This is a genomic window from Christensenella intestinihominis, assembly GCF_001678845.1.
GTDB classification, from domain to species: Bacteria; Bacillota; Clostridia; order Christensenellales; family Christensenellaceae; genus Christensenella; species Christensenella intestinihominis.
In genome coordinates, this window is the sequence record NZ_MAIQ01000014.1 from 19,201 (window position 1) to 36,580 (window position 17,380).

The 17,380-nt window shown below is 48.7% G+C and carries 28 protein-coding genes and 1 pseudogene; 1 reads left to right on the top strand and 28 read right to left on the bottom strand.

Translation table 11 applies throughout. From position 1 onward, the window contains the following. The 11 genes from BBD38_RS13380 to BBD38_RS13435 all read right to left on the bottom strand — a co-directional run bounded on the left by BBD38_RS13380 (position 1) and on the right by BBD38_RS13435 (position 8,665). The gene (locus tag BBD38_RS13380; RefSeq protein WP_066689068.1) at positions 1 to 435 is read right to left on the bottom strand and encodes a hypothetical protein; all 435 of its coding nucleotides are present in this window, start codon (positions 433 to 435) and stop codon (positions 1 to 3) included. Between the two features lie 4 nt (positions 436 to 439). Beyond that, positions 440 to 799 carry a hypothetical protein gene (locus tag BBD38_RS13385; RefSeq protein WP_066689069.1) on the bottom strand — a complete coding sequence of 120 codons (360 nt, stop codon included), beginning with the start codon at positions 797 to 799 and terminating at the stop codon, positions 440 to 442. Between the two features lie 4 nt (positions 800 to 803). Continuing rightward, entirely contained in the window at positions 804 to 1,229 is a 426-nt protein-coding gene (locus BBD38_RS13390; protein WP_066689071.1) for a hypothetical protein, read from the bottom strand. After that, positions 1,229 to 1,627 carry a head-tail connector protein gene (locus tag BBD38_RS13395; protein ID WP_066689073.1) on the bottom strand — a complete coding sequence of 133 codons (399 nt, stop codon included), beginning with the start codon at positions 1,625 to 1,627 and terminating at the stop codon, positions 1,229 to 1,231. Before BBD38_RS13395 ends, BBD38_RS13390 begins: the two co-directional genes overlap by 1 nt. A 164-nt stretch (positions 1,628 to 1,791) precedes the next feature. Continuing rightward, positions 1,792 to 2,673 (bottom strand): hypothetical protein, encoded by an 882-nt coding sequence (locus tag BBD38_RS13400; protein ID WP_066689075.1) that lies wholly within the window; start codon positions 2,671 to 2,673, stop codon positions 1,792 to 1,794. 12 nt (positions 2,674 to 2,685) lie between these two features. Further along, a complete protein-coding gene (locus BBD38_RS13405; protein WP_066689077.1) occupies positions 2,686 to 3,258 on the bottom strand; it encodes a phage scaffolding protein in 573 nt (190 codons plus the stop codon). A 114-nt stretch (positions 3,259 to 3,372) separates the two neighbouring features. Further along, complete coding sequence (locus BBD38_RS13410) at positions 3,373 to 4,542, bottom strand: phage minor capsid protein (RefSeq protein ID WP_066689079.1); 1,170 nt, start codon at positions 4,540 to 4,542, stop codon at positions 3,373 to 3,375. Continuing rightward, the gene (locus BBD38_RS13415; protein WP_207644657.1) at positions 4,542 to 6,047 is read right to left on the bottom strand and encodes a phage portal protein; all 1,506 of its coding nucleotides are present in this window, start codon (positions 6,045 to 6,047) and stop codon (positions 4,542 to 4,544) included. Before BBD38_RS13415 ends, BBD38_RS13410 begins: the two co-directional genes overlap by 1 nt. Positions 6,048 to 6,132: 85 nt before the next feature. Then, positions 6,133 to 7,557, bottom strand: a complete 1,425-nt coding sequence (locus tag BBD38_RS13420; protein ID WP_328585614.1) for a PBSX family phage terminase large subunit — start codon at positions 7,555 to 7,557, stop codon at positions 6,133 to 6,135. Further along, positions 7,505 to 7,942: a hypothetical protein gene (locus BBD38_RS13425; RefSeq protein ID WP_066689081.1), complete on the bottom strand. Its 438-nt coding sequence runs from the start codon at positions 7,940 to 7,942 to the stop codon at positions 7,505 to 7,507. The genes BBD38_RS13420 and BBD38_RS13425 overlap by 53 nt, the downstream gene beginning before the upstream one ends. A 279-nt stretch (positions 7,943 to 8,221) precedes the next feature. After that, the gene (locus BBD38_RS13435; RefSeq protein ID WP_066689084.1) at positions 8,222 to 8,665 is read right to left on the bottom strand and encodes a hypothetical protein; all 444 of its coding nucleotides are present in this window, start codon (positions 8,663 to 8,665) and stop codon (positions 8,222 to 8,224) included. Positions 8,666 to 8,859: 194 nt separating this feature from the next. Between BBD38_RS13435 and BBD38_RS15235 the strand changes: the two genes are divergently transcribed. Next, entirely contained in the window at positions 8,860 to 9,033 is a 174-nt protein-coding gene (locus BBD38_RS15235; RefSeq protein ID WP_082989697.1) for a DUF202 domain-containing protein, read from the top strand. A 159-nt stretch (positions 9,034 to 9,192) separates the two neighbouring features. Here the strand turns inward: BBD38_RS15235 and BBD38_RS13440 are convergent, their stop codons facing one another. The 17 genes and pseudogenes from BBD38_RS13440 to BBD38_RS14765 form a co-directional block, all read right to left on the bottom strand. Then, entirely contained in the window at positions 9,193 to 9,702 is a 510-nt protein-coding gene (locus BBD38_RS13440; protein WP_066689085.1) for a hypothetical protein, read from the bottom strand. A gap of 1 nt (position 9,703) precedes the next feature. Beyond that, on the bottom strand, positions 9,704 to 10,186 hold the full coding sequence (locus tag BBD38_RS13445) for a hypothetical protein (RefSeq protein ID WP_066689087.1): 483 nt from the start codon (positions 10,184 to 10,186) through the stop codon (positions 9,704 to 9,706). Beyond that, positions 10,167 to 10,757: a hypothetical protein gene (locus tag BBD38_RS13450; protein WP_066689088.1), complete on the bottom strand. Its 591-nt coding sequence runs from the start codon at positions 10,755 to 10,757 to the stop codon at positions 10,167 to 10,169. Before BBD38_RS13450 ends, BBD38_RS13445 begins: the two co-directional genes overlap by 20 nt. Before the next feature lie 35 nt (positions 10,758 to 10,792). Next, positions 10,793 to 11,338: a hypothetical protein gene (locus BBD38_RS13455; RefSeq protein WP_066689089.1), complete on the bottom strand. Its 546-nt coding sequence runs from the start codon at positions 11,336 to 11,338 to the stop codon at positions 10,793 to 10,795. Then, the gene (locus tag BBD38_RS13460; RefSeq protein ID WP_066689090.1) at positions 11,328 to 11,612 is read right to left on the bottom strand and encodes a hypothetical protein; all 285 of its coding nucleotides are present in this window, start codon (positions 11,610 to 11,612) and stop codon (positions 11,328 to 11,330) included. Before BBD38_RS13460 ends, BBD38_RS13455 begins: the two co-directional genes overlap by 11 nt. Continuing rightward, entirely contained in the window at positions 11,609 to 12,082 is a 474-nt protein-coding gene (locus BBD38_RS13465; protein WP_066689091.1) for a hypothetical protein, read from the bottom strand. Before BBD38_RS13465 ends, BBD38_RS13460 begins: the two co-directional genes overlap by 4 nt. Continuing rightward, on the bottom strand, positions 12,079 to 12,456 hold the full coding sequence (locus BBD38_RS14760) for a hypothetical protein (protein WP_172807849.1): 378 nt from the start codon (positions 12,454 to 12,456) through the stop codon (positions 12,079 to 12,081). Before BBD38_RS14760 ends, BBD38_RS13465 begins: the two co-directional genes overlap by 4 nt. Then, positions 12,434 to 12,643 (bottom strand): hypothetical protein, encoded by a 210-nt coding sequence (locus BBD38_RS13475; protein ID WP_066689095.1) that lies wholly within the window; start codon positions 12,641 to 12,643, stop codon positions 12,434 to 12,436. The genes BBD38_RS14760 and BBD38_RS13475 overlap by 23 nt, the downstream gene beginning before the upstream one ends. Next, the gene (locus BBD38_RS13480; RefSeq protein WP_066689097.1) at positions 12,636 to 13,004 is read right to left on the bottom strand and encodes a RusA family crossover junction endodeoxyribonuclease; all 369 of its coding nucleotides are present in this window, start codon (positions 13,002 to 13,004) and stop codon (positions 12,636 to 12,638) included. Before BBD38_RS13480 ends, BBD38_RS13475 begins: the two co-directional genes overlap by 8 nt. Next, positions 12,994 to 13,785 carry a replication protein gene (locus BBD38_RS13485; RefSeq protein WP_066689099.1) on the bottom strand — a complete coding sequence of 264 codons (792 nt, stop codon included), beginning with the start codon at positions 13,783 to 13,785 and terminating at the stop codon, positions 12,994 to 12,996. Before BBD38_RS13485 ends, BBD38_RS13480 begins: the two co-directional genes overlap by 11 nt. Positions 13,786 to 14,032: 247 nt before the next feature. Beyond that, a complete protein-coding gene (locus BBD38_RS13490; protein WP_066689101.1) occupies positions 14,033 to 14,464 on the bottom strand; it encodes a single-stranded DNA-binding protein in 432 nt (143 codons plus the stop codon). Next, entirely contained in the window at positions 14,451 to 15,017 is a 567-nt protein-coding gene (locus BBD38_RS13495) for an HNH endonuclease (protein WP_066689103.1), read from the bottom strand. The genes BBD38_RS13490 and BBD38_RS13495 overlap by 14 nt, the downstream gene beginning before the upstream one ends. Then, positions 15,014 to 15,352 carry an HNH endonuclease gene (locus tag BBD38_RS13500; protein WP_066689105.1) on the bottom strand — a complete coding sequence of 113 codons (339 nt, stop codon included), beginning with the start codon at positions 15,350 to 15,352 and terminating at the stop codon, positions 15,014 to 15,016. Before BBD38_RS13500 ends, BBD38_RS13495 begins: the two co-directional genes overlap by 4 nt. Then, a complete protein-coding gene (locus BBD38_RS13505) occupies positions 15,349 to 15,912 on the bottom strand; it encodes a hypothetical protein (protein WP_066689107.1) in 564 nt (187 codons plus the stop codon). Before BBD38_RS13505 ends, BBD38_RS13500 begins: the two co-directional genes overlap by 4 nt. After that, complete coding sequence (locus BBD38_RS13510; RefSeq protein ID WP_066689109.1) at positions 15,909 to 16,721, bottom strand: Rad52/Rad22 family DNA repair protein; 813 nt, start codon at positions 16,719 to 16,721, stop codon at positions 15,909 to 15,911. Before BBD38_RS13510 ends, BBD38_RS13505 begins: the two co-directional genes overlap by 4 nt. After that, on the bottom strand, positions 16,718 to 17,107 hold the full coding sequence (locus BBD38_RS13515) for a hypothetical protein (RefSeq protein WP_066689110.1): 390 nt from the start codon (positions 17,105 to 17,107) through the stop codon (positions 16,718 to 16,720). Before BBD38_RS13515 ends, BBD38_RS13510 begins: the two co-directional genes overlap by 4 nt. A gap of 3 nt (positions 17,108 to 17,110) precedes the next feature. Continuing rightward, positions 17,111 to 17,380: pseudogene (locus BBD38_RS14765) on the bottom strand (DUF7666 domain-containing protein); the annotation flags it as partial.

Sequence of the window (17,380 nt, forward strand, 5' to 3'; positions counted from 1 at the left end):
TTATTTTTCCTCCAAATATTTTAGTCTTACGGGAAACTGGAACTTTGCCATGCCCGATTCGTACATCTCCGCAAGCTGCGGCATATTAGACAGGTTTTGCAGTTCGTAGCAACTGTAGCCCGTCCCGAAATCCGGGTAATTTCCCATTTCTTCCTGTTCCTCGATCCAATCCTGCCAACCGCGTAGCGTAAGCATATTATCCGCATTCACATCGTCCGTTGTCTCTGACATTTTGAACATTACTTGAAACATGAAGTCATACGTTACTTCCTTCACGTCCCCGGAAATGAACCCCGGCTCTGCTTCGGAAGGAATCGGAACGATTGCACATTCCCCGTCGTTTGCCCCCAGCCAGTTTAAAAGCGGCGTGCCTGTGAGCGTGTCGCATTCCTGCGCCCATTCCAGTAATTTCTTGTCAATGTTTATTCGCTTCACCCGATCACACCCTTCTCTTCACGAATGCTTGAACGTCACTGATTAGCTTGTCCTTTTTCCCTGCGGTCATGGCTACACGGTCCCAATAGGCCGATGCGAGCCGATGCGTCGACTTCCCGAAGCGCATATGTGCGCCATGATAGATTTTCTCTGCATACGGTTCATTGTGCCGGATTACCGCTTTGTTTGGTAACGCGAGGATTTGAATGTTTTTAGCCAAGTATCCTTCGCGGTACGGTATGAACGCATAATACAGCCTGTACCAGTCCTGCGCGGCGTATTTCGCGGTTTTCGCGTTTATCCCCACATCGTCAATAATTCTTGGTACGGGCTGATTCCACTTGAACCGTATATTTTTCGCCATGCCCTTACACACCCTCTACTCGAATATGTTTTCCGTGCGCACTCCTTGTATTATCAGGAACCGCCTTGATCGTCATAACATCCGGCAGCAAAGATTTTTTAATTTCCGCTTCCGTATTGGGCTTTGTCCCGGTGATCTCCGCTGTTTGGATATCAAGGGCGGCGAGATCGCCGCCTTGCAGGGTGAAAAACTTCTTTCGATCCTCTGCGTTGAGCGCAGCCCATACCTGCGGCTTACGGTACAATTCGGAATACGGGACCACAAGCACGAGGCTATTCGCGATATTTGCTGTTCCTCCCGACACATCACGGTTGACATGGGTTTTCCATTTGCATTTCACCGGGAGTATATGCCGGAACCATTCATCTTTCCCGGTTTCTGGATTACGCCACCGATTCCAAACGGTCACATTGTCATTGCACCCAAGCATCACGACACCCCTCGGTAAAGCTGTTCTGCCGTGAAATATGTGCGGACGATATTAACCGTTTTGCGCTGCACGGTAACTTCATCATGCCCGGATGTATCGAGCGTTTCAGAATAGCCCTCATTAGAAAACGACTTGATAGCCGCCCCACTTTCCCCGGTCACGCTCTTACCCTGCAAATAGAATAGCTCCGCAAGTTCACATATGCCCCTTCGGTTCATTTCCGCTATGCGCCGCTCTTCCGCATCGGCTGTTCCTTCCGGGTGCAGGCTTTCATCCGTAATCCGATCAAACGTATACTTCCGCACCACGGCCTCCGCTTTCGCTTCATAGCGTATGAATGTTTCCTTCGGAACGACATTATATCCAAGCTCCGTGTAATCCTCATGGGTAACATACATACCGAATCACCATTAAGGGGCGCGATTTGCGCCCCTCACCTTTCTTATTTCCCTTTCGCCGTTTTCGGAGGCGTCGGTTTCCCGGCGCTCTCCGTATCCTTTGGCTTAGGCGTTTTCGGTTCGTCCTTGAAAACAAGCCCTACAATCTTACTCATAGCCCCTCCTTACGCCGTCGCTTTGTGATGCAGGTAAATGCCCGCGCGCTTATTTTCGTAAGCGTCAGCAAGGCCGTAAGCGCGATAAGCAAACTCCCATGCGTCCGCGTCCTTGTTGTCGTCCGGGGCCGTCACCTTGGAAACGGTGTGCTTTGTGTACTGCAAAAGCGCGGGCTTGTGGATCACCATAAAATTGATCTCCGCTGCGCCGTCCGCTTTCTTATAGCCGCCCATTTTTGTAGCGTCCGTGGTACCGTCGATAAGCTCAACCGCCGTATAGAAGCGCGTCTGCGGCACAAGGATTTTCTGGGAGAAGCGGCTGATAACCTCCTTGGATTTCGTTGTGTCCAAATCCTGAATCATGCCGTCCAGGGTTGGCGTGATGAACAGCAGGCGATTTTCATACGGCACCTCGTCCTCGTCCATTTTGTTTGTTGCCGCACGCAGGGCAGTAATAACCGCTGCGCCGTCCGCGAGGGTCGCGCCCGCGTCGACCTTGGAAATATCCTCAAGCCCCGCATACTCCGCGAAACGGAATGCGTCCATTTCCGGCACAACCTTTTCACGAATAAACGTGCTCGAAAGTTTCCCGAATGCAAGCGAAACTGTTTCCTCGTTGTCCATCGCGTCGATCATAAACGAACGTCCACGATCATAATTAAACTTAACGGTCTCGAACGTGAAATCCACATCGCCCTTGACGTACCCGTCATTCCTCTTGTAATCGGCAAGGCCGACCATAGAGAGCTTAGGAATAACGATCTCGTTTGCGTTCGCCCCCGCCGTCATGAGGGAAGCGTCGCTGTCCAGTACCGCGGTAAGCCCCGATACCTTGTAGACCTCGTCGAGAAGGTCAATGTACTTTTTGAATAGTGCTATCTGATTAGGCATTTTATATCTCCTTTACTTTTCCGGCGGCAATCCCATTACAGCACGTGCCGCCGCAATGTCGTCATTGTTTCCACCGCCGCCCGTGCCACCTGCTACGATTTTCGGCGTTGCTTTTTCGGGTTCAAATAAGAACTCCTTTTCCTCTTTGATTTTTGAAATTTGCTCATCCAATCCGAGGATATTTCCGTCATCCGTCAATTTCAGATTGTCCTTGTTAATCAGCTTCATCAGGATATCCGGGTCTTTGGCCTTGATATCCGCGAGCTTCGCGCCGAGCGCATGGTCGAATTTAATCGCCGCAATCTGATTGTCGCGGTCCTTTTCAGCGTCCTCCGCTTTCTGTTTCCAATCGTCGGAAGCCTTTTTAATTCCTTCCACATCCAGCTTCTTGAATCCTTCGATCTGTTCATTTGCAGCGGAAAGCTGACCGCTTAGGCTTTTGATTTCCGCGTCCTTTGCGGCAAGCGCCGCTTCGTCCGTCCCGGCCTTAGCCTTTACCGCCTCAACGTCCTTGCCATTCTCGGCCATGATCTTATCGATTGCGCCGTCCTCGATTCCAAGCTCTTTCAAAAACTCTCTCTTCATATTTCCTCCATTCGGTACGCTTTTATACGGGTGTCGCTTCCCTTGCCTATCCACATTCATACGCCTGTGGAACAGCTAATTTTTGTATCAAAAAAGGCACCTGCCAAGATGCCCTTATGATCTGTGTTTTTCAGCATATACAGCCTTACCGCTTATGCTCCGTCCATACCCGGAAACCTGCGTACGCTCATTTTGCTTTATCAGCCCTGCCTTCTTGCTGAAATCGTCGTAGTAATCACGCAGCCTCCGCAGTTTTACGCTCCCTGACACAAAATCGTCTTTGAGACCTCCATGATCGAACCCGATCAATTCCCGCTTCACCTTGCGTATTGACCGTTCAAGCCGTCTCTGCGTCTGGTTCGCTTCGTACAAGGTGTAGTGCTTCCCTTCGTAATTGATACCTTCTGCATTACGGCGTTTCATTTCCTCCAATTCGCTCTTGCTGTGCGCTGGTTCGCTGATATCAAGCATTACAGGGAATGCAATGTGCCGGCAGCCCAATGTCCCAACAGGACGAGCGAGCCGGTTGTTCAACTTCTCGTACTCTTCGTTGCTATACCGTCTGCCCTGTACGCTCTCATGGTCGGGGGCGCATCCGGCGTGTGCCGATATCTCCCATCCGTCCGTCCCGAGGTCAGCGGCATTTTTCTTCATGATCTGCGCCGCCATATCGGTAACGCCGCTAAGAACACATTGCCGCGCCGCCGCTTCGATACTTATAGTCCGGCCACTCGCGTAACCTATCGTAGTCATTCCGCGTTCGGTAAACGGTTTAATTGCTTGCCGGATTGCCGTATTATAATCTATCACCCCAGACGCAATCTGCATTTGCGCAAGACCAAGGGCTTGCTTATAGGCATCAGTCCATAGAGTAAACTGTCCGTTATTCATCACATAACCAGCCGTCCGCGTAAGGTTCGTAAGATCGCCCATTGCTGCAGCTATCGCCGCGTTTCCAATCTCCCGTGCAAAACTCGTATCAAGTGGAATCCCTACCACCTTGGATATTTTCGCTTGGTTGTCCGTCGCTACTTCGGCGGATTCTGCAAAAATGCGCTCCACCTCTTTACGCGAGGTCTTGAGCGCATCCGCGATTTTCTGATTGATAACGTCCGGCCCTTCTCCGAGGGCCTGCAATGCTATTTGCTGTATCTCCGCCGTCCTTGTTGCCGTACCCATTTTCCTGATGCGGCGGGCGATATCTTCTATAGCGTAATCTTCAACGGCATAGAGCAATTCAATAATAGGCTCCGGCAGCCCCTTAAGGTACTCAGGAGTAAGCATTATTCAGCACCTTCAAGTATTCGTTTTGCTTCCTCTTTCGTTATGCCAAGCGAGATGGAAATTATATTGATCGCCTGACCTACGGTAAGCCCTCCGGCCTGATATTGCGCTATAACCGACATAAGGGATTGTGTCTGTGCGCCGTTTAGCGTTTTCCCAGCTACTTGCTCCGCCCTGTCTACCGCTGCGTCAGCGTTGACCGCACCCGGTTCATCTTCGGGCTTGCTTTCCTTCGTGAGTTCTTCCATATCAGGGAGCAGCTTCCGGGCTTCTTCTTCCGTAATCCCGCGTGTTTCCATGAGGTATATTTCCGGCTTTAAAAGGCCTGCCGATACTTCTTGTAACTTCTTCTCGCGCTCTTTATCCTTGTCCACTACGATAGAATCATCCCAATCGAACGATGCGCTATACGCGCCGCCGGGCGCTAAATTCCCAATAGTGGCCCATACGTCCATTGCATAAATAAGCTGTTCAAGCGCCGCCTGTAATGCTTTCTGAACATCTTTTACGGAAGCATAGGAACGCTGCTTGCTTGCCTTTATTTCCTCCGCCGTTTTATCTACGTTCTGAGGATCGGACAGCGTTCCGTAAGCGAGCGAACACGCAAATTCCGCGCGCTGAAAAATACGGTTCAATCCGTTCACGAAAGAATCATCTCGTAACGGCGGCGCAAACGGCTGTACTGCTTTTGCGCCGTCCTCTGCCTCAAAGTCAAGCAAACGGAATAAGCGTTCCTTCCCTTTCGGCATTTCCAGTTTTCCCGTTTTGGGGTTCTGCTTGAATATATCAACGCTTGCATCAATCGCAAGCTCACCGCCTTCATACTCCCACAACAGGCGGCTGTATTGCTCGTCCGCTTCCCGAATCAGTTCAACGGCCCTTGAGTAGACCGACACGCCCAACGGCGAGGACGGGTCTATCGTATTGGCAAGCGGTACCCGGAAGTATGCGAACAACGGCTTATCCACGTTTTCAATCAGTGTGTAAGGGGCAATGCTCGCCCACTCGTCAATACTTGCAAGGTCGATTTCATTACCCGTTACACTCTTATTGTCCGATACATACGCCTTGTTTATGATCTCATAGCCTTTATCCGTAAGGTTATGGTGTTCAAACTTCGTGTAATACTTCGACCCCTTCGTCAATACCGCCACGAACACCGCGCCCGTTATCTCTGAGCCATTGTGCGCCGTAGGAAAAAATCTGTCGGCATGAACGGCATCAACCGCGATCCGCGTGCCGTCAATAAACGGCTTCAATGCGATTCCGCCTTTTGCGCATCCATATTCGCAGTATGTCCTCACGTTCCCAATCACTGGTTGGTATTGCTTATTAAGAAAATCCGCCCGCTTCGACCCCATGATTTCGGATTTCATCTCAATGGTTACAAGCCGTGCATACTCCGCTGCGATCGCACACGGCAGATTTAAGGACTTTACCCTTGACGACTTCCACGGCGGCTCATTACTGTACATGGATGACCACAGTGTTATCTTGTCTGCCATTTCAGGCGAGACCGCCACATCTATATGCAATTTATCCTTTATGATTGATCTATTTACCAATTTTTTCAGCACCTGCCTTATCCAGTCAAGAAACTTTTTTAGCATCATCGTCCACCCACTTTAAGCCTTTGGCATACCTACGCATGATTGTCTGCACAAGGTAACGTGTCTCATCGAGCGCGTGATCGTTTTCCTGAACAACCTCGTCTTTCTTCGCTTCCGCGTTCCAACAGTAAAGCCCAAACTCACGAATCGTGTCCTTGCAATCCTCATGTATTTTCAGCATTCCGACATTGAGCATTGTCGCAGTGTTCCTGATCCCGTCCAATACTTCATTGTGGGCGTTCCGCGTTGAAAATTTCCTGTGCCGCTTGATGCAGGTCTTGAACGATGCCGCCGATGGATCAATTACAACCGCCTGTATGACATAATCTCCTGCGAGCTCTTCAAGCATTGTGTAATATTCCTCGTCCGTTTTTTGACAGTCCTCCATCGCCCGTTTTTCCTCCCTGCGGCTATCGTGGTATACTTCTTTTATCTTCGTAGCTACCTTGCCGTTGATGCAATACAATCCCGCCGAAAACGGGTTCCGGGTGCCGTAGTCAACGCTGATATAATACAGGCCGCCTTTTGGTGCCTCGTGAACGACGTGCTTTTTCTCGTCGAACATCGGATACACCAAACCCTCGGCTATCTTCCACAAACCGAGAATATACCGTTGGTAAAACAGCCCTGTAAACTGACTTCGGTAACGCGCTTTCACCGCTTCGGACAAGCTCAGATTATCGTCCATTGTGAAATGGAGATATATCAGGTTCTTTTGCTTTTCTCCTGCCCCTATGTTGTCAATCCAATTTTCCTTGAACCAATGCTTAGGCCCTTCCGGGTTACAGTTAAACCACCACTTGGAGCCGTCCACTGAGCACCGCGCCGTTGCCTGATTGACAAACGATTCCGGCATAAGCGCCACCTCGTCAAAAAACGCTCCGGCAAGCGTGATACCTTGTATGAGGTCTTGGCTGCCCTCGTCCTTGCCGCCGAACAAATAGAAATAATTTACGGTGTCTCCACGCTTGATCACAAGCAGATTGTCCGTCCGGCGTTCCCTTACCTGATATCCTCTGGAGCGCAGCATCAGCTTAAGCCAAAATATGACGTTGCGCCGCAGGGAGCCTATCGTCTTTCCGCATATTGCAAAATTCTGATGGCTGAACCGCGCCATGCCCCACATTACAAAGGACAGTGACATGCAAAGCGTTTTCCCTGACCGGATTGCTCCGTCTGCTATAATACCGTCCTTGTCCTTGACCGGGCTATTGTCGCACCACCACGTCAGCACCTTCTTTTGCTTCACCGAAAAAGGCTTAAAAACAAAAACGGCATTGGATAATTGCCGTTTCATCGTGTCATAGTGCCGCTTTATGGATTTTTTCATTTCGGCAATCTTGCCGTCGATCTTACTCCACGACATGATCGTCACCGTCCGCCCATACGTCCCCGGCCTGTGCATTCAATGCCTCGAGGAACCCGTCATTTAATTCGGCGTCGCTCTCTTTATCGGGGAGCTGTGCTTCGACCTTCAAGAGTTCAATATCCAGCCTGCGTTTATCGTATTCGGCGGCGTGTTGGTCTTTCACATTTTCGCCTATCGTGTCCCGTATTGCATTGAACGCCTTAACGTCGCCAGTTGCAGCCGCTTTCAAGGCCCCCTTTACAAGAGCGGTACACATTTTCTTTTGATAGTCTCCGCTCTCAAGTATAAGCAAGAGTTCTTCTTTCAGCGTCTTTCGGTTCCTCCGGCTCTTCCCCGACGCTATCCCCGCTTTCCTTGCATTTGCTCGGCGTTCGCTCGGTGTTCGTTTGTCATTCGGTACTAAGTTTTGCTCATTCGCCATGCCCTCACCACGCCATTCCTATATTCCAACCCATACACCTCGCCTATCTTATATGTCAGCCCAGCTAATCGCCTTATCGGTTCTTTCTTTAAGCGCCGCCTTGCCTTGTCTGCCCTGCTGATCGCTATAGCCGCCGTTTCATCCCAGTAGTGCTCTGCGTTGTATTTGTCCATATCCGTCACCCTTTATCCAAAACAAAAACGCCACCCATCAGGATGACGCTTTCATATAATTCTACACTACTATTATAAACCTCATTTTGGACGCACAGTGCACACTTTACAGGCCAAGCAGATATTTTATATCGTTCATAAATTTGTTTTTGTAATTATAGAACTGCCGTCGTGATATGAAGATAAGCCCGTCAAACGCCTCGAATGGGTATTCCTTTGCGTTGAGACACGAAAGCCATATGCAGCGCCTGAGCGTCTCTTCCTGTTCTATAGTCTGCGATATATCCACGCCTATCAAGTGTCGCGCTTGATCTATTGCCTTAATCACTTTAGCCTTGTGTTCCCCTTCCAACCTCGCCAGCCTCTCCGCTGCCGACAAGGTGGGGTCGCCAATATAACCGCCTCTCGGCATACCGTCTGCCTGCCGTGGGCTTGGGTACAAAATTCTATCGCGTTCACATTGATACCATTTGCGATACTCGTCATACTTTCGGATATACTTTACAATTAATGTGCGTGTGTCCCTGTCGATCTTATATTTTGTCTGCACGAAATGCGCCTCCTGTGGTATAATGTATTTAGCGAATATCAAAACCCAAGAGGAACGGTTCTCCAGCCCGGAGGCTGTTCTTTTTGTTTAAACTATACTTTTACGGTTATATATGGAGTACAATTACATACCCCCGATCTTGGGCGGCCTTCGGGTCGCCTTTGTAATACAAATATTTTTATGTGAGGCTCTATATGAATAATACTTTCTCAATCACCGACCAATTAGCCTATGAGCGTACCCTGCTTGCCAATGAGCGCACTTTTCTTGCATATGTCCGTACTTTTATAGGCTTTGTTGCTTCTCTGTCCATGCCTTTGACATATCGTCCATCTTGTAGACCCTCAAAATTTTTTCCAGTCGTGTAATTTCTGCGTTTAATTCTTTCTCTGTAGGCTCCCTATACTTTCGCATTGTATTCTCTCCCTTCGTTCCCGTCCTACCGCACTGCCGTCAGCGCAACCCCAAGCACAATCCCCGCTGCCAGTCCTATGCATACCGCTATCAGGATGATTGTAAATTTTGTTTTAGTCATTTGCGGCCTCCATATACTTGATCGCTTGATCTGCGGCCTCCTGCAACGCTACAAACCGTTCCTGTGTCCCTCCGCCATCCGGATGGGCCTTTTTCGCTAATCCCTTAAACCGTGCTTTCACGTCCTCTACACTGGCAGGAATTTCTTCAAATCCCAATACCCGCAAACAATCCGGGACCAGCACAGGCGCAGGCAGATACTTCATGCCTGATAACCATGTCTGCAATTCATAAATGCCTCGCTCTGCCATCCGCGCAAGGTCTTCCAACGACAAAACGATCTGCGCAAAACAGTCTGAACCATAATTTAATTTGATTCCCAGCGCAGCGGCTTTTTCCCGCGTGTGATCGAACCGGTATAACTGGCCTTTTAGTTTAAATTCGACCCATGCGCCATGTCGGTCAAAATTGTAATTGCATTCATCGGCTCCCATACGTTCCATTACCAGTTCCAGCTTGCGTTCGTACTTCTCCGGCGACGCATATTGTTTTGTCGCTGCCATATTATTCTTCCTCCTGCACTCTCACGTTCTTCTGATATTCCCGCGCAAGCCGTTGCATAAGCGCAAAGACCAGCTTGTGGTGCGGTATTTTCAATTCCTGTTTTTTCGGTTTCTTAACACATACGGCCATCCCGAGCAGGTCGTTGTCCCTCGCCGTATAAACGCCGATCCCGTCCGGTATTTCGTCCTTCACCTGCTCATACAATCCATGCGGCATCACGTAGTAGTTATAATGCCCGTACCAGGACAGCGCCGCCTTGCTGTGGAAGTCTGCCTTTGATACCTTGAGCTCGTAACACCGCCAAATTCCACCGTCATAATTCCAACCGTGGGTTTCCAGAAGCAGGGCATCAACTCTTTCCCGGTCGCACAGCCTGACAATTCCTTCCTCGTAGGGCATAGCCACCTCAAACGCCATATAAAAACCATTTTTGCCGCGAGCCACGGCATTATATAATTTTCGTTCAAGCTCTTTCGTCGTCATTGCTCTGCTCCTGCGCTTCCCGCGCCTCAAGCTGTTTTTTCCGTTCCGGGATGACGTCGCTTAATTCGGATTCCCGTAACGCCCATTGTTCACTTCCCCAACTGTTGGGCGCAGAGCATTCGTGTATCAATACTTTTTTTCCGCCCCTCTTAGGCAACACAGTTTTCGGAATAAAACACCATTCCCCATTACCATGTTCATCAATTGGAATCCGTTCATACCCAAGCGCTTTCATATGTTCGGTAAATTCCGGCGCTACCTGAATGTATCCTTGCGCCACCCCATGACCACAGCAACACCCAATAGTTTCTATGCCTTTATTTCTCAATTGCATTACTTCGCCCTCTAAACAGTAATCTACAGGGATACCATCTTTTGTAGTCGTTTGGCAATTATAACTTCCAAACTTGACACTTTGACACCAAATATACTTCATTACGGTTGTCATAGCGTTTCTTAATTCATTCGTAAATGTAATAGTCCTTCTCTCAACATCTTTCCAAATTGGGTGATTCCTTTGCGATGCCGAGATAGCATCCGCAAATATTTTGCAAACCTCTTTATTGGTCATTGTTCCCCCTCCGTTCCGTGATTGCCGCGCCACTCTCAATGCTCGCAATCATCTCGATTAAATCCTTCGGTGTAATCAGCACTAAATTCATCGCCGTCCGGCAATAATGCGCATATACCTCTCACCTTGCCTTGATGTTTGCAGTGATCGCAATCATGCGGTATCATTTCCACCGCCGCATCTGCGCGTTTCTCTGCCATTTCAAGCGCTAACTTAGTGCTGACATATTTCTTCTGCCAGCTCTTGGCTGTTGCTGCTTCTAAACTTAGTTTTGAGTTTTCGGCCTTTATTGCCTCAAGCCGGGCGCGTAGGTCGGCGTTTTCGGCTTCCATTTTTTCTGTAGTTTTATTGATCTTTTCAAATTCATCTATGCCATATAGCGCCTCCAGTGCGTTTAAAATATATGATCGCGCTTCCTCCGGCGTCGCCCTGGTTGATCTGATCGCACGTTCTATGGCCTCTACATTTTTACGCTGGCGCTCAAATTTTTCAGCAATATCTGCATCAAGGCTTGCGCCATTATCAAAATCGTATTTGCTGGAACTGTTTCCTACTCTATGTCTTTGTATCCTATTGTTCATTCTTCCCCGATCCTTCCTCTGCGTCCATACGTTCGCCGTATGAACAATAGTCTTCTGGATCAACTAACCCGTTCCACCAGCTGCAAGTGCCGCCAAAAACGTGCTTTTCTTGATCTCTGTAACGTTTGCATTCCTCACACCGCACCACTGGTTCAGCGTCTACCGCTTCGATATTATTAATGGCAATATGTAATGCCATTTTCTCCTTATTGGTTAAATCAGACAGCTTTATGTACTCTTTTATTGCCTTGCGGCTGATCGTATCGCCTTTCATTCTTTCTCACTCCCTTCCGGTTTTGTCCGATAGAATTTCGGGAGCCCATTCTCTGAATCAAATTCTGTAGAATCAGTCATAACGATCAGCGTAGAAAGCTCGTCAACTATATTTACATAATCGATTACGTACCAGTATCCATCGTCAGCGTCATATACAGGCTCCCTTGTCATTTCCATCAGTTCTTCCAGTGTCAGCGGCTTCGGGGCCTCGCGTTGCTCCCGTTCCTGTTTCTCGCGTAGGGTTTCAAGTATTGCCGGTAGCGAATTCCGCATCGCAATTACCAGCTTCACGTCTGGATCGTCACCAGATACATACCCTTCGCAACTCTCCCCACCAAATGCGGTTGAATTGTCATTTGCGTCAGCTATATATCCATCAATCTCGTGTTCTACGCTTTTCCACGGTGCAGGTGATGCCTTTTTATCAAATTCGGTAATTTCGTTTATGGTTTTCTCTATCTCGTTCATTTCCACGCTTCCTTTCCCCGTTTTTCAAAAATGTATTCCATAAACGCTATCATTTGATCTTCTTCATCCGGGCCTAATTCCCCATGCCCCTGTACGGTTACAAGCCTTCGACTTTGTTTCTCGTTCATGGCTTCCTTTTCCGCCTCTACCGCCTTTCTGCACGCTTCGCATTTGGCATATTCATCCGGCAGCCATTCGTGAAACAACATGCATCTTGGAAGCCTCCGTTCTACCGGGGCCTTGTGTCCATGAGTGCGGTCACGGTGTTTATGATATTGGCACACTTCTTTTCCCCAAAAGTCCCCGCCGGCATAAATGCATCGGCTTTCATCTTCCGGGTCATATGGGACTTCATGCTCGACTGTTATTTTCATTTTTTGTCTCCTTTTCTCGCCATTCGCAATCTGCGGCGCATACCGGGGTAATCCCCGCCTTTTTATCATGCGCCCTGCAAAATTGGCACATTTGCTTTTTCATGCGCTCCCGCTCTTCTTTCAGTTCCGCAAGTTCCAAGTTTCTTCGTTCCAAGAGAGCAACCAATGGGCTTGTTTTTTCAGCCATGTCGCGCCTCCACGATCTCGTCCGGTTCAAGCGTAACGATTACGCCCTCACCCTTCCTGTAGATAAATTCGTCTGTGAATCCAGATATCCACTTGTTGCCATCGTCCGGCAATACGCCTTTCTTTTGCAGCGCATCCAGAATGAATTTTTTTCCGAATGCAACGTTATCCTTATCCCTCCGGCGGTTCGGTTCAAGCCATACGAAGGTCACGTGAACGGGTCTTTCCACTTTCCCGTGCAGGAAAAGCGCTATATCTTGGTCGACGCATTTTTTTATACGTGCCGCCTGATACTTGTTGCCTTTTGCGGCCCGCAAAAATTCATTCAGTCCCGGTAGCCGGAACGGTATTTTAAATTCCATTTGCCAGGTCCTCCATTTCCGCGAACGCATCTCGCTTTCGCTTTTCTTTTTCCTCCGCCGTGTAAGCTCGCTCGTCCACGTTCGGCGGCTTCCCTCGTCGCCGATTCTGATATTCGACCTGTTCCGCCCTTGCCTTTTCCGGCGTATCAATCCCATTTTCGAGCCATCGGTTCAGAATGCTCTTGGCATAACTCCAATTCCTCGCGTTGTTTTCAACAGCACGTTCAAGGGCCATCGTGATAAGTTCATCAGGCATTCCGTCCTCAATGAAGCTTTCGGCCTGTTGCATAATGAGCGGCGTAAGCACTCCAAAATTCTCTGTATAGAATCGCGTATACGCGCGCGCCTGTTGTTGTATCTTTTGTTTTATATTTCTTTCTTGGGTAGCGTGGGCGCTATCTGTGTCGGCCTCATTTTGAGTACTGTTATCGTCTGCGCTATCTCCTAGCGTAGGCGCTACCTGTGTCGGCTCCCATTCGTCATAATTTTTGTTGAATTCAAGCACCTTTGCCCGGTTGAATCCCGCTGGTGAAATCTCGCGCACAATCCCCCATTTTATGAGTTTTGCCATCTCACGGCGAACACTTGATATGTGCGTATCCGTGGCCCTCGCTATGAATGACTGTGATATGGGTGCGTTCTTGCGGTTATATCCGTAGGTGTAGCGCCATAAGATCATAAGGATTTTGTATTGCGTAGCGCTCAACTTCGCCGCATAAACAGCTTCAAGTATTTCATTTGCGATTGGTGTATATCCGTTTTCTTTTTGCGGCGCTGCCATGTCTGATCCTTTCGATTTATGTTATCCGCGCCCTGCCCGTTTGATTCAGGAGGTCAGTAAGACAGGGCGCGGTATTGATGGGGCTTTATTATCTAAAATATTGGGGCAAGGATTTGCACCTTACATGGCAGTTCTATTCGCCTCTGCGGTTGTTTGCCACCACATTGCTGTAGATACTTTCTGTGCTGCCACATATCGTATACTTCGGGCGAATAATTGCGTCTACCTATTCCGCCACCCAATATGTTTAGAACGGCAACTCCGCATCGTCCAACGGCTGGAAGTCCGCTAAATCTTCTGCGAACAATTCGTCCGCCGTCCTGCTCTCCTGTTCGTTTGGCTTCTGTACGCTCTGCGCTTTGCTCGTCATGAATTCCGCCTCGTCTACCACGATTTCCGTGACGTAGCGGCGGACACCGTTTTGATCTTCATAGTTGCGGGTCTGAATCGTGCCGACAACGCCAATCCGGGAGCCTTTGGAGAAATACTTTGCTATAAATTCTGCTGTGACTCTCCACGCTACGCAATTGATGAAATCCGTTTGCTGCTGTCCGTCCTGTGATTTATACCGTCTGTTTACCGCTACCGTGAAACTGGTAACGCTGATTCCGTTTGGCGTTGTTTTCTGCTCTGGAGACCTCGTTAAATTTCCTACAATGACCGCCTTATTGATACTCATCTAACAAATTCCTTTCCAATGCCCTTAATTTCATATGAAAACTGCAATGGTCGCTTCGCTTCATCAGTTTGAGATTTTCGATACGATTATCGCTTCGATTGTGGTTGATATGATGCACAACCTCGCTTTCGTTTAGAAATCTACCAATCAAACGCTCCATGACTATCCTGTGTTCAAACACATATCCATCCTTTGTCGCTCTTGGATGATCGGGCGCATATACAAGAATATATCCCGCATAATGCTCCTTTTTGTGGCCTTCCTTGTATACACCATCAAAATGTTTTGAATGGGATTCTGCAATCTTTCTCTTTGTTTCGTCCGATAAAACCTTTCCTTTGTGGACATTGCTAATCTTGCGCCGCGCTTCCTCACTGTGAGTCTTGCCTTTGAACCCCATATGCGTTGGACGCGATTCAATCCCATATCTTTTTACATAATTGTATACACTTCCTACAGCGACGCCCAGTTCTCTCGCGATTATATTCATCGGTTTTCCATCGCGGATATATTTTTCACGCAGCACGTCTTCACTAATGATCGCCTTATTCATACTCTCAACTCCTTTGGTAACTTGTGATACACCCTGTCCTCGTCCGGGAAATTCGGGTAGAATCCGTCCAGATAGTCCCGGAATGCCGCCTTTATCATATTGTGCTCGGGTGAATCTTGATCGTCATACTTCCTGTGCCACTCGATATTCATTACTGCAAGATTCTCGGGTATGCCTAACCCGCCATGTGATCGCGGGATATAATGTGCAATTTGTAGGTCACATGTTTTGCCGCTTATAATGCAGCATGGATATCCTTCTATGCTGTCTCGCTCTTTCACAATTTCCCGTACTTCAATCGAAATATCCGTTGCCTTTGTCATTGCCTTTTTCATGCTGCCTGCGCCTCCCAGTATGAAAGCATTGCGTCGAGTTCTGTTTGCGGCCTCGTTTGTAATTCGAGCGCTTCGCAATCTTGTATAAGCGTATCAATCAGCTGTGACATCTGCTTTGTGTTGTATGTGCTGCTCCCGTAATATGCACGAAGTGCCACAAACCCTTCCTGCGGTGCGTAGTCCTCTATCTCGCAAATCCATCCAACCCCGTGCATCGCCCATGATTTTTTAAAGGTTTCTACCGCATCGGCGTTTATCTCGATCCGCTTATATATGTTTTGAAGTAGAATATGTTCCCGATAGATTTCAACATCCTCTTTATTTATGCGGTTCCCGATCTTCCGGCACAGTTCCCACATATAACGGTTCGCGGACCCGCTCCTTCTCTGGCGAAATACGGATAACGCGGCGGTAAATATTTTTCCGGCCTTTTCCTTTGCTTCGTCCAGAAAATCCCGGGCCGCTTTTTTGTAATCCCTGCACACGCGAAGCATTAGCCACAGGTCGCCCGTTTCGTAATCATCCCAAATCCGCGCATCGTCAAAGTTTACTTGTCTCATGCCCCGTCCTCCATTGCTTTCATGTCTGCCTTTTGGTTCAGATAGTGGATTGCGTGCTCGGCCTGCTGGAAGGTTGCCTCCTCCCACTTTTTAAGTTTCATCGTCTTTAACAGGGACGCTTCCTTGATGTTCAGAAACTCGCAGCCTGTTCTGATCTTCTTAATTTGATCTACCGTGGCCATGTCAATATTTTCCATCTGCCATTCAATATCCGAGGGAGATATAAATTCGTCCTTCCGTCCTCCCTTCGGTGCACATGTACCATACGAATATACCTGTATGCCTTTATCATCCTCGACTGTAAGCCCGACGATCTTCTCCGTCTCTTCGTCAACCTCGAGCTTGCCAACGTGCCATTTCATAAACGGATTAATAAGCTCGTATTGCGGCTCGCCGCTCACAACGATCTGCTCTTTTTTGGCGTTCAACTTCGGCTGCACGCCTCCATTCACCCAAATAAAAAGCCGCGTGTATAATTCGCGCCCGATGCCCCAAGCCGTCGCCGCGCGTTTGAATGCGTCGGAGGCCTCACCCTTTTCTTTCTCCACATTGCTCTTTGTTCCGCAGTCCTGCTTTGAAATCCACTGCTTTAGGTCGTTGTTCCATACAGAGATCGTGCAATACAGATTCCCTTTGATCTCCTGATATTCGTTCTTCCAACCCATCATTCCGAATACTTCGTCCAGAATCCGCTTATCACAGCGAGAATCCTTGTAAAGGAGCAATTGATAACCGCCCTTTTTAATCCTTGCAATCCGTATTTCTATTTCATCCGCACGCAGCGGCCTTATCTTCCCTTCCACCTTCATGCACTCCTTCTGTATGGGATAGGCTCCCGGTTCTCGTACCAGTCAGCAAAGGCGTATAAATCGTCCTTCGCGTATTCTTTGAAAATTTCCGCCCACATATCCCGGGCGGGTTCCTGATCGTCGATCTTCTCTCGGATGAATTCCTGCTCGTTCACTTTGAGGTAGTCCAGGAATGAACCCCATTCGCTCAAGACAAATTCCTTGTGGTCCTCCGGCGTTGCGTCTTTGAATACAGCCTTGTTTTTGCATTCGTCCGAGCAATACCATTCGCCATCGTATTGGACCGCATCTTCCGCATAGGCTTCATGGCCGCATACGCAATAAACAATATCGTCATACACTGGGGCGGTCGCTTCGTTTTCAAGATGTTTTGCGTATTCGCTCACTGGTTATCCCTCCACTTCGACAAACTCGCCACCCCTGAGGGCGTAGAACGTGTTTGCCTTAACGATTTTTCCGTCCACGATTGCGGATTTAATATCAATAAGCGGGTACGTTTCACCGTTCCATTCTGCGCGTTCCGCAACTACAATCGCACATCCAAGCGCACCTTTGGCCCTGCTATCGTATCCAGTAGCTATAGCTATAGAATCCGTACCACTAACCGTGGCGGCGCTCCGGTAGCCTGTGTTGGTGGCGGCGCTCCGGTCGCCTGTGTT

Excerpts from the sequence above, each read along its gene's own strand:
- BBD38_RS13385 (WP_066689069.1), bottom strand. The coding sequence starts at position 799 with ATGGCGAAAAATATACGGTTCAAGTGGAATCAGCCCGTACCAAGAATT.
- BBD38_RS13390 (WP_066689071.1), bottom strand. The coding sequence starts at position 1,229 with ATGCTTGGGTGCAATGACAATGTGACCGTTTGGAATCGGTGGCGTAAT.
- BBD38_RS13395 (WP_066689073.1), bottom strand. The coding sequence starts at position 1,627 with ATGTATGTTACCCATGAGGATTACACGGAGCTTGGATATAATGTCGTT.
- BBD38_RS13400 (WP_066689075.1), bottom strand. The coding sequence starts at position 2,673 with ATGCCTAATCAGATAGCACTATTCAAAAAGTACATTGACCTTCTCGAC.
- BBD38_RS13405 (WP_066689077.1), bottom strand. The coding sequence starts at position 3,258 with ATGAAGAGAGAGTTTTTGAAAGAGCTTGGAATCGAGGACGGCGCAATC.
- BBD38_RS13410 (WP_066689079.1), bottom strand. The coding sequence starts at position 4,542 with ATGCTTACTCCTGAGTACCTTAAGGGGCTGCCGGAGCCTATTATTGAA.
- BBD38_RS13415 (WP_207644657.1), bottom strand. The coding sequence starts at position 6,047 with ATGGCAGACAAGATAACACTGTGGTCATCCATGTACAGTAATGAGCCG.
- BBD38_RS13420 (WP_328585614.1), bottom strand. The coding sequence starts at position 7,557 with ATGCACAGGCCGGGGACGTATGGGCGGACGGTGACGATCATGTCGTGG.
- BBD38_RS13425 (WP_066689081.1), bottom strand. The coding sequence starts at position 7,942 with ATGGCGAATGAGCAAAACTTAGTACCGAATGACAAACGAACACCGAGC.
- BBD38_RS15235 (WP_082989697.1), top strand. The coding sequence starts at position 8,860 with ATGAATAATACTTTCTCAATCACCGACCAATTAGCCTATGAGCGTACC.
- BBD38_RS13440 (WP_066689085.1), bottom strand. The coding sequence starts at position 9,702 with ATGGCAGCGACAAAACAATATGCGTCGCCGGAGAAGTACGAACGCAAG.
- BBD38_RS13445 (WP_066689087.1), bottom strand. The coding sequence starts at position 10,186 with ATGACGACGAAAGAGCTTGAACGAAAATTATATAATGCCGTGGCTCGC.
- BBD38_RS13450 (WP_066689088.1), bottom strand. The coding sequence starts at position 10,757 with ATGACCAATAAAGAGGTTTGCAAAATATTTGCGGATGCTATCTCGGCA.
- BBD38_RS13455 (WP_066689089.1), bottom strand. The coding sequence starts at position 11,338 with ATGAACAATAGGATACAAAGACATAGAGTAGGAAACAGTTCCAGCAAA.
- BBD38_RS13460 (WP_066689090.1), bottom strand. The coding sequence starts at position 11,612 with ATGAAAGGCGATACGATCAGCCGCAAGGCAATAAAAGAGTACATAAAG.
- BBD38_RS13465 (WP_066689091.1), bottom strand. The coding sequence starts at position 12,082 with ATGAACGAGATAGAGAAAACCATAAACGAAATTACCGAATTTGATAAA.
- BBD38_RS14760 (WP_172807849.1), bottom strand. The coding sequence starts at position 12,456 with ATGAAAATAACAGTCGAGCATGAAGTCCCATATGACCCGGAAGATGAA.
- BBD38_RS13475 (WP_066689095.1), bottom strand. The coding sequence starts at position 12,643 with ATGGCTGAAAAAACAAGCCCATTGGTTGCTCTCTTGGAACGAAGAAAC.
- BBD38_RS13480 (WP_066689097.1), bottom strand. The coding sequence starts at position 13,004 with ATGGAATTTAAAATACCGTTCCGGCTACCGGGACTGAATGAATTTTTG.
- BBD38_RS13485 (WP_066689099.1), bottom strand. The coding sequence starts at position 13,785 with ATGGCAGCGCCGCAAAAAGAAAACGGATATACACCAATCGCAAATGAA.
- BBD38_RS13490 (WP_066689101.1), bottom strand. The coding sequence starts at position 14,464 with ATGAGTATCAATAAGGCGGTCATTGTAGGAAATTTAACGAGGTCTCCA.
- BBD38_RS13495 (WP_066689103.1), bottom strand. The coding sequence starts at position 15,017 with ATGAATAAGGCGATCATTAGTGAAGACGTGCTGCGTGAAAAATATATC.
- BBD38_RS13500 (WP_066689105.1), bottom strand. The coding sequence starts at position 15,352 with ATGAAAAAGGCAATGACAAAGGCAACGGATATTTCGATTGAAGTACGG.
- BBD38_RS13505 (WP_066689107.1), bottom strand. The coding sequence starts at position 15,912 with ATGAGACAAGTAAACTTTGACGATGCGCGGATTTGGGATGATTACGAA.
- BBD38_RS13510 (WP_066689109.1), bottom strand. The coding sequence starts at position 16,721 with ATGAAGGTGGAAGGGAAGATAAGGCCGCTGCGTGCGGATGAAATAGAA.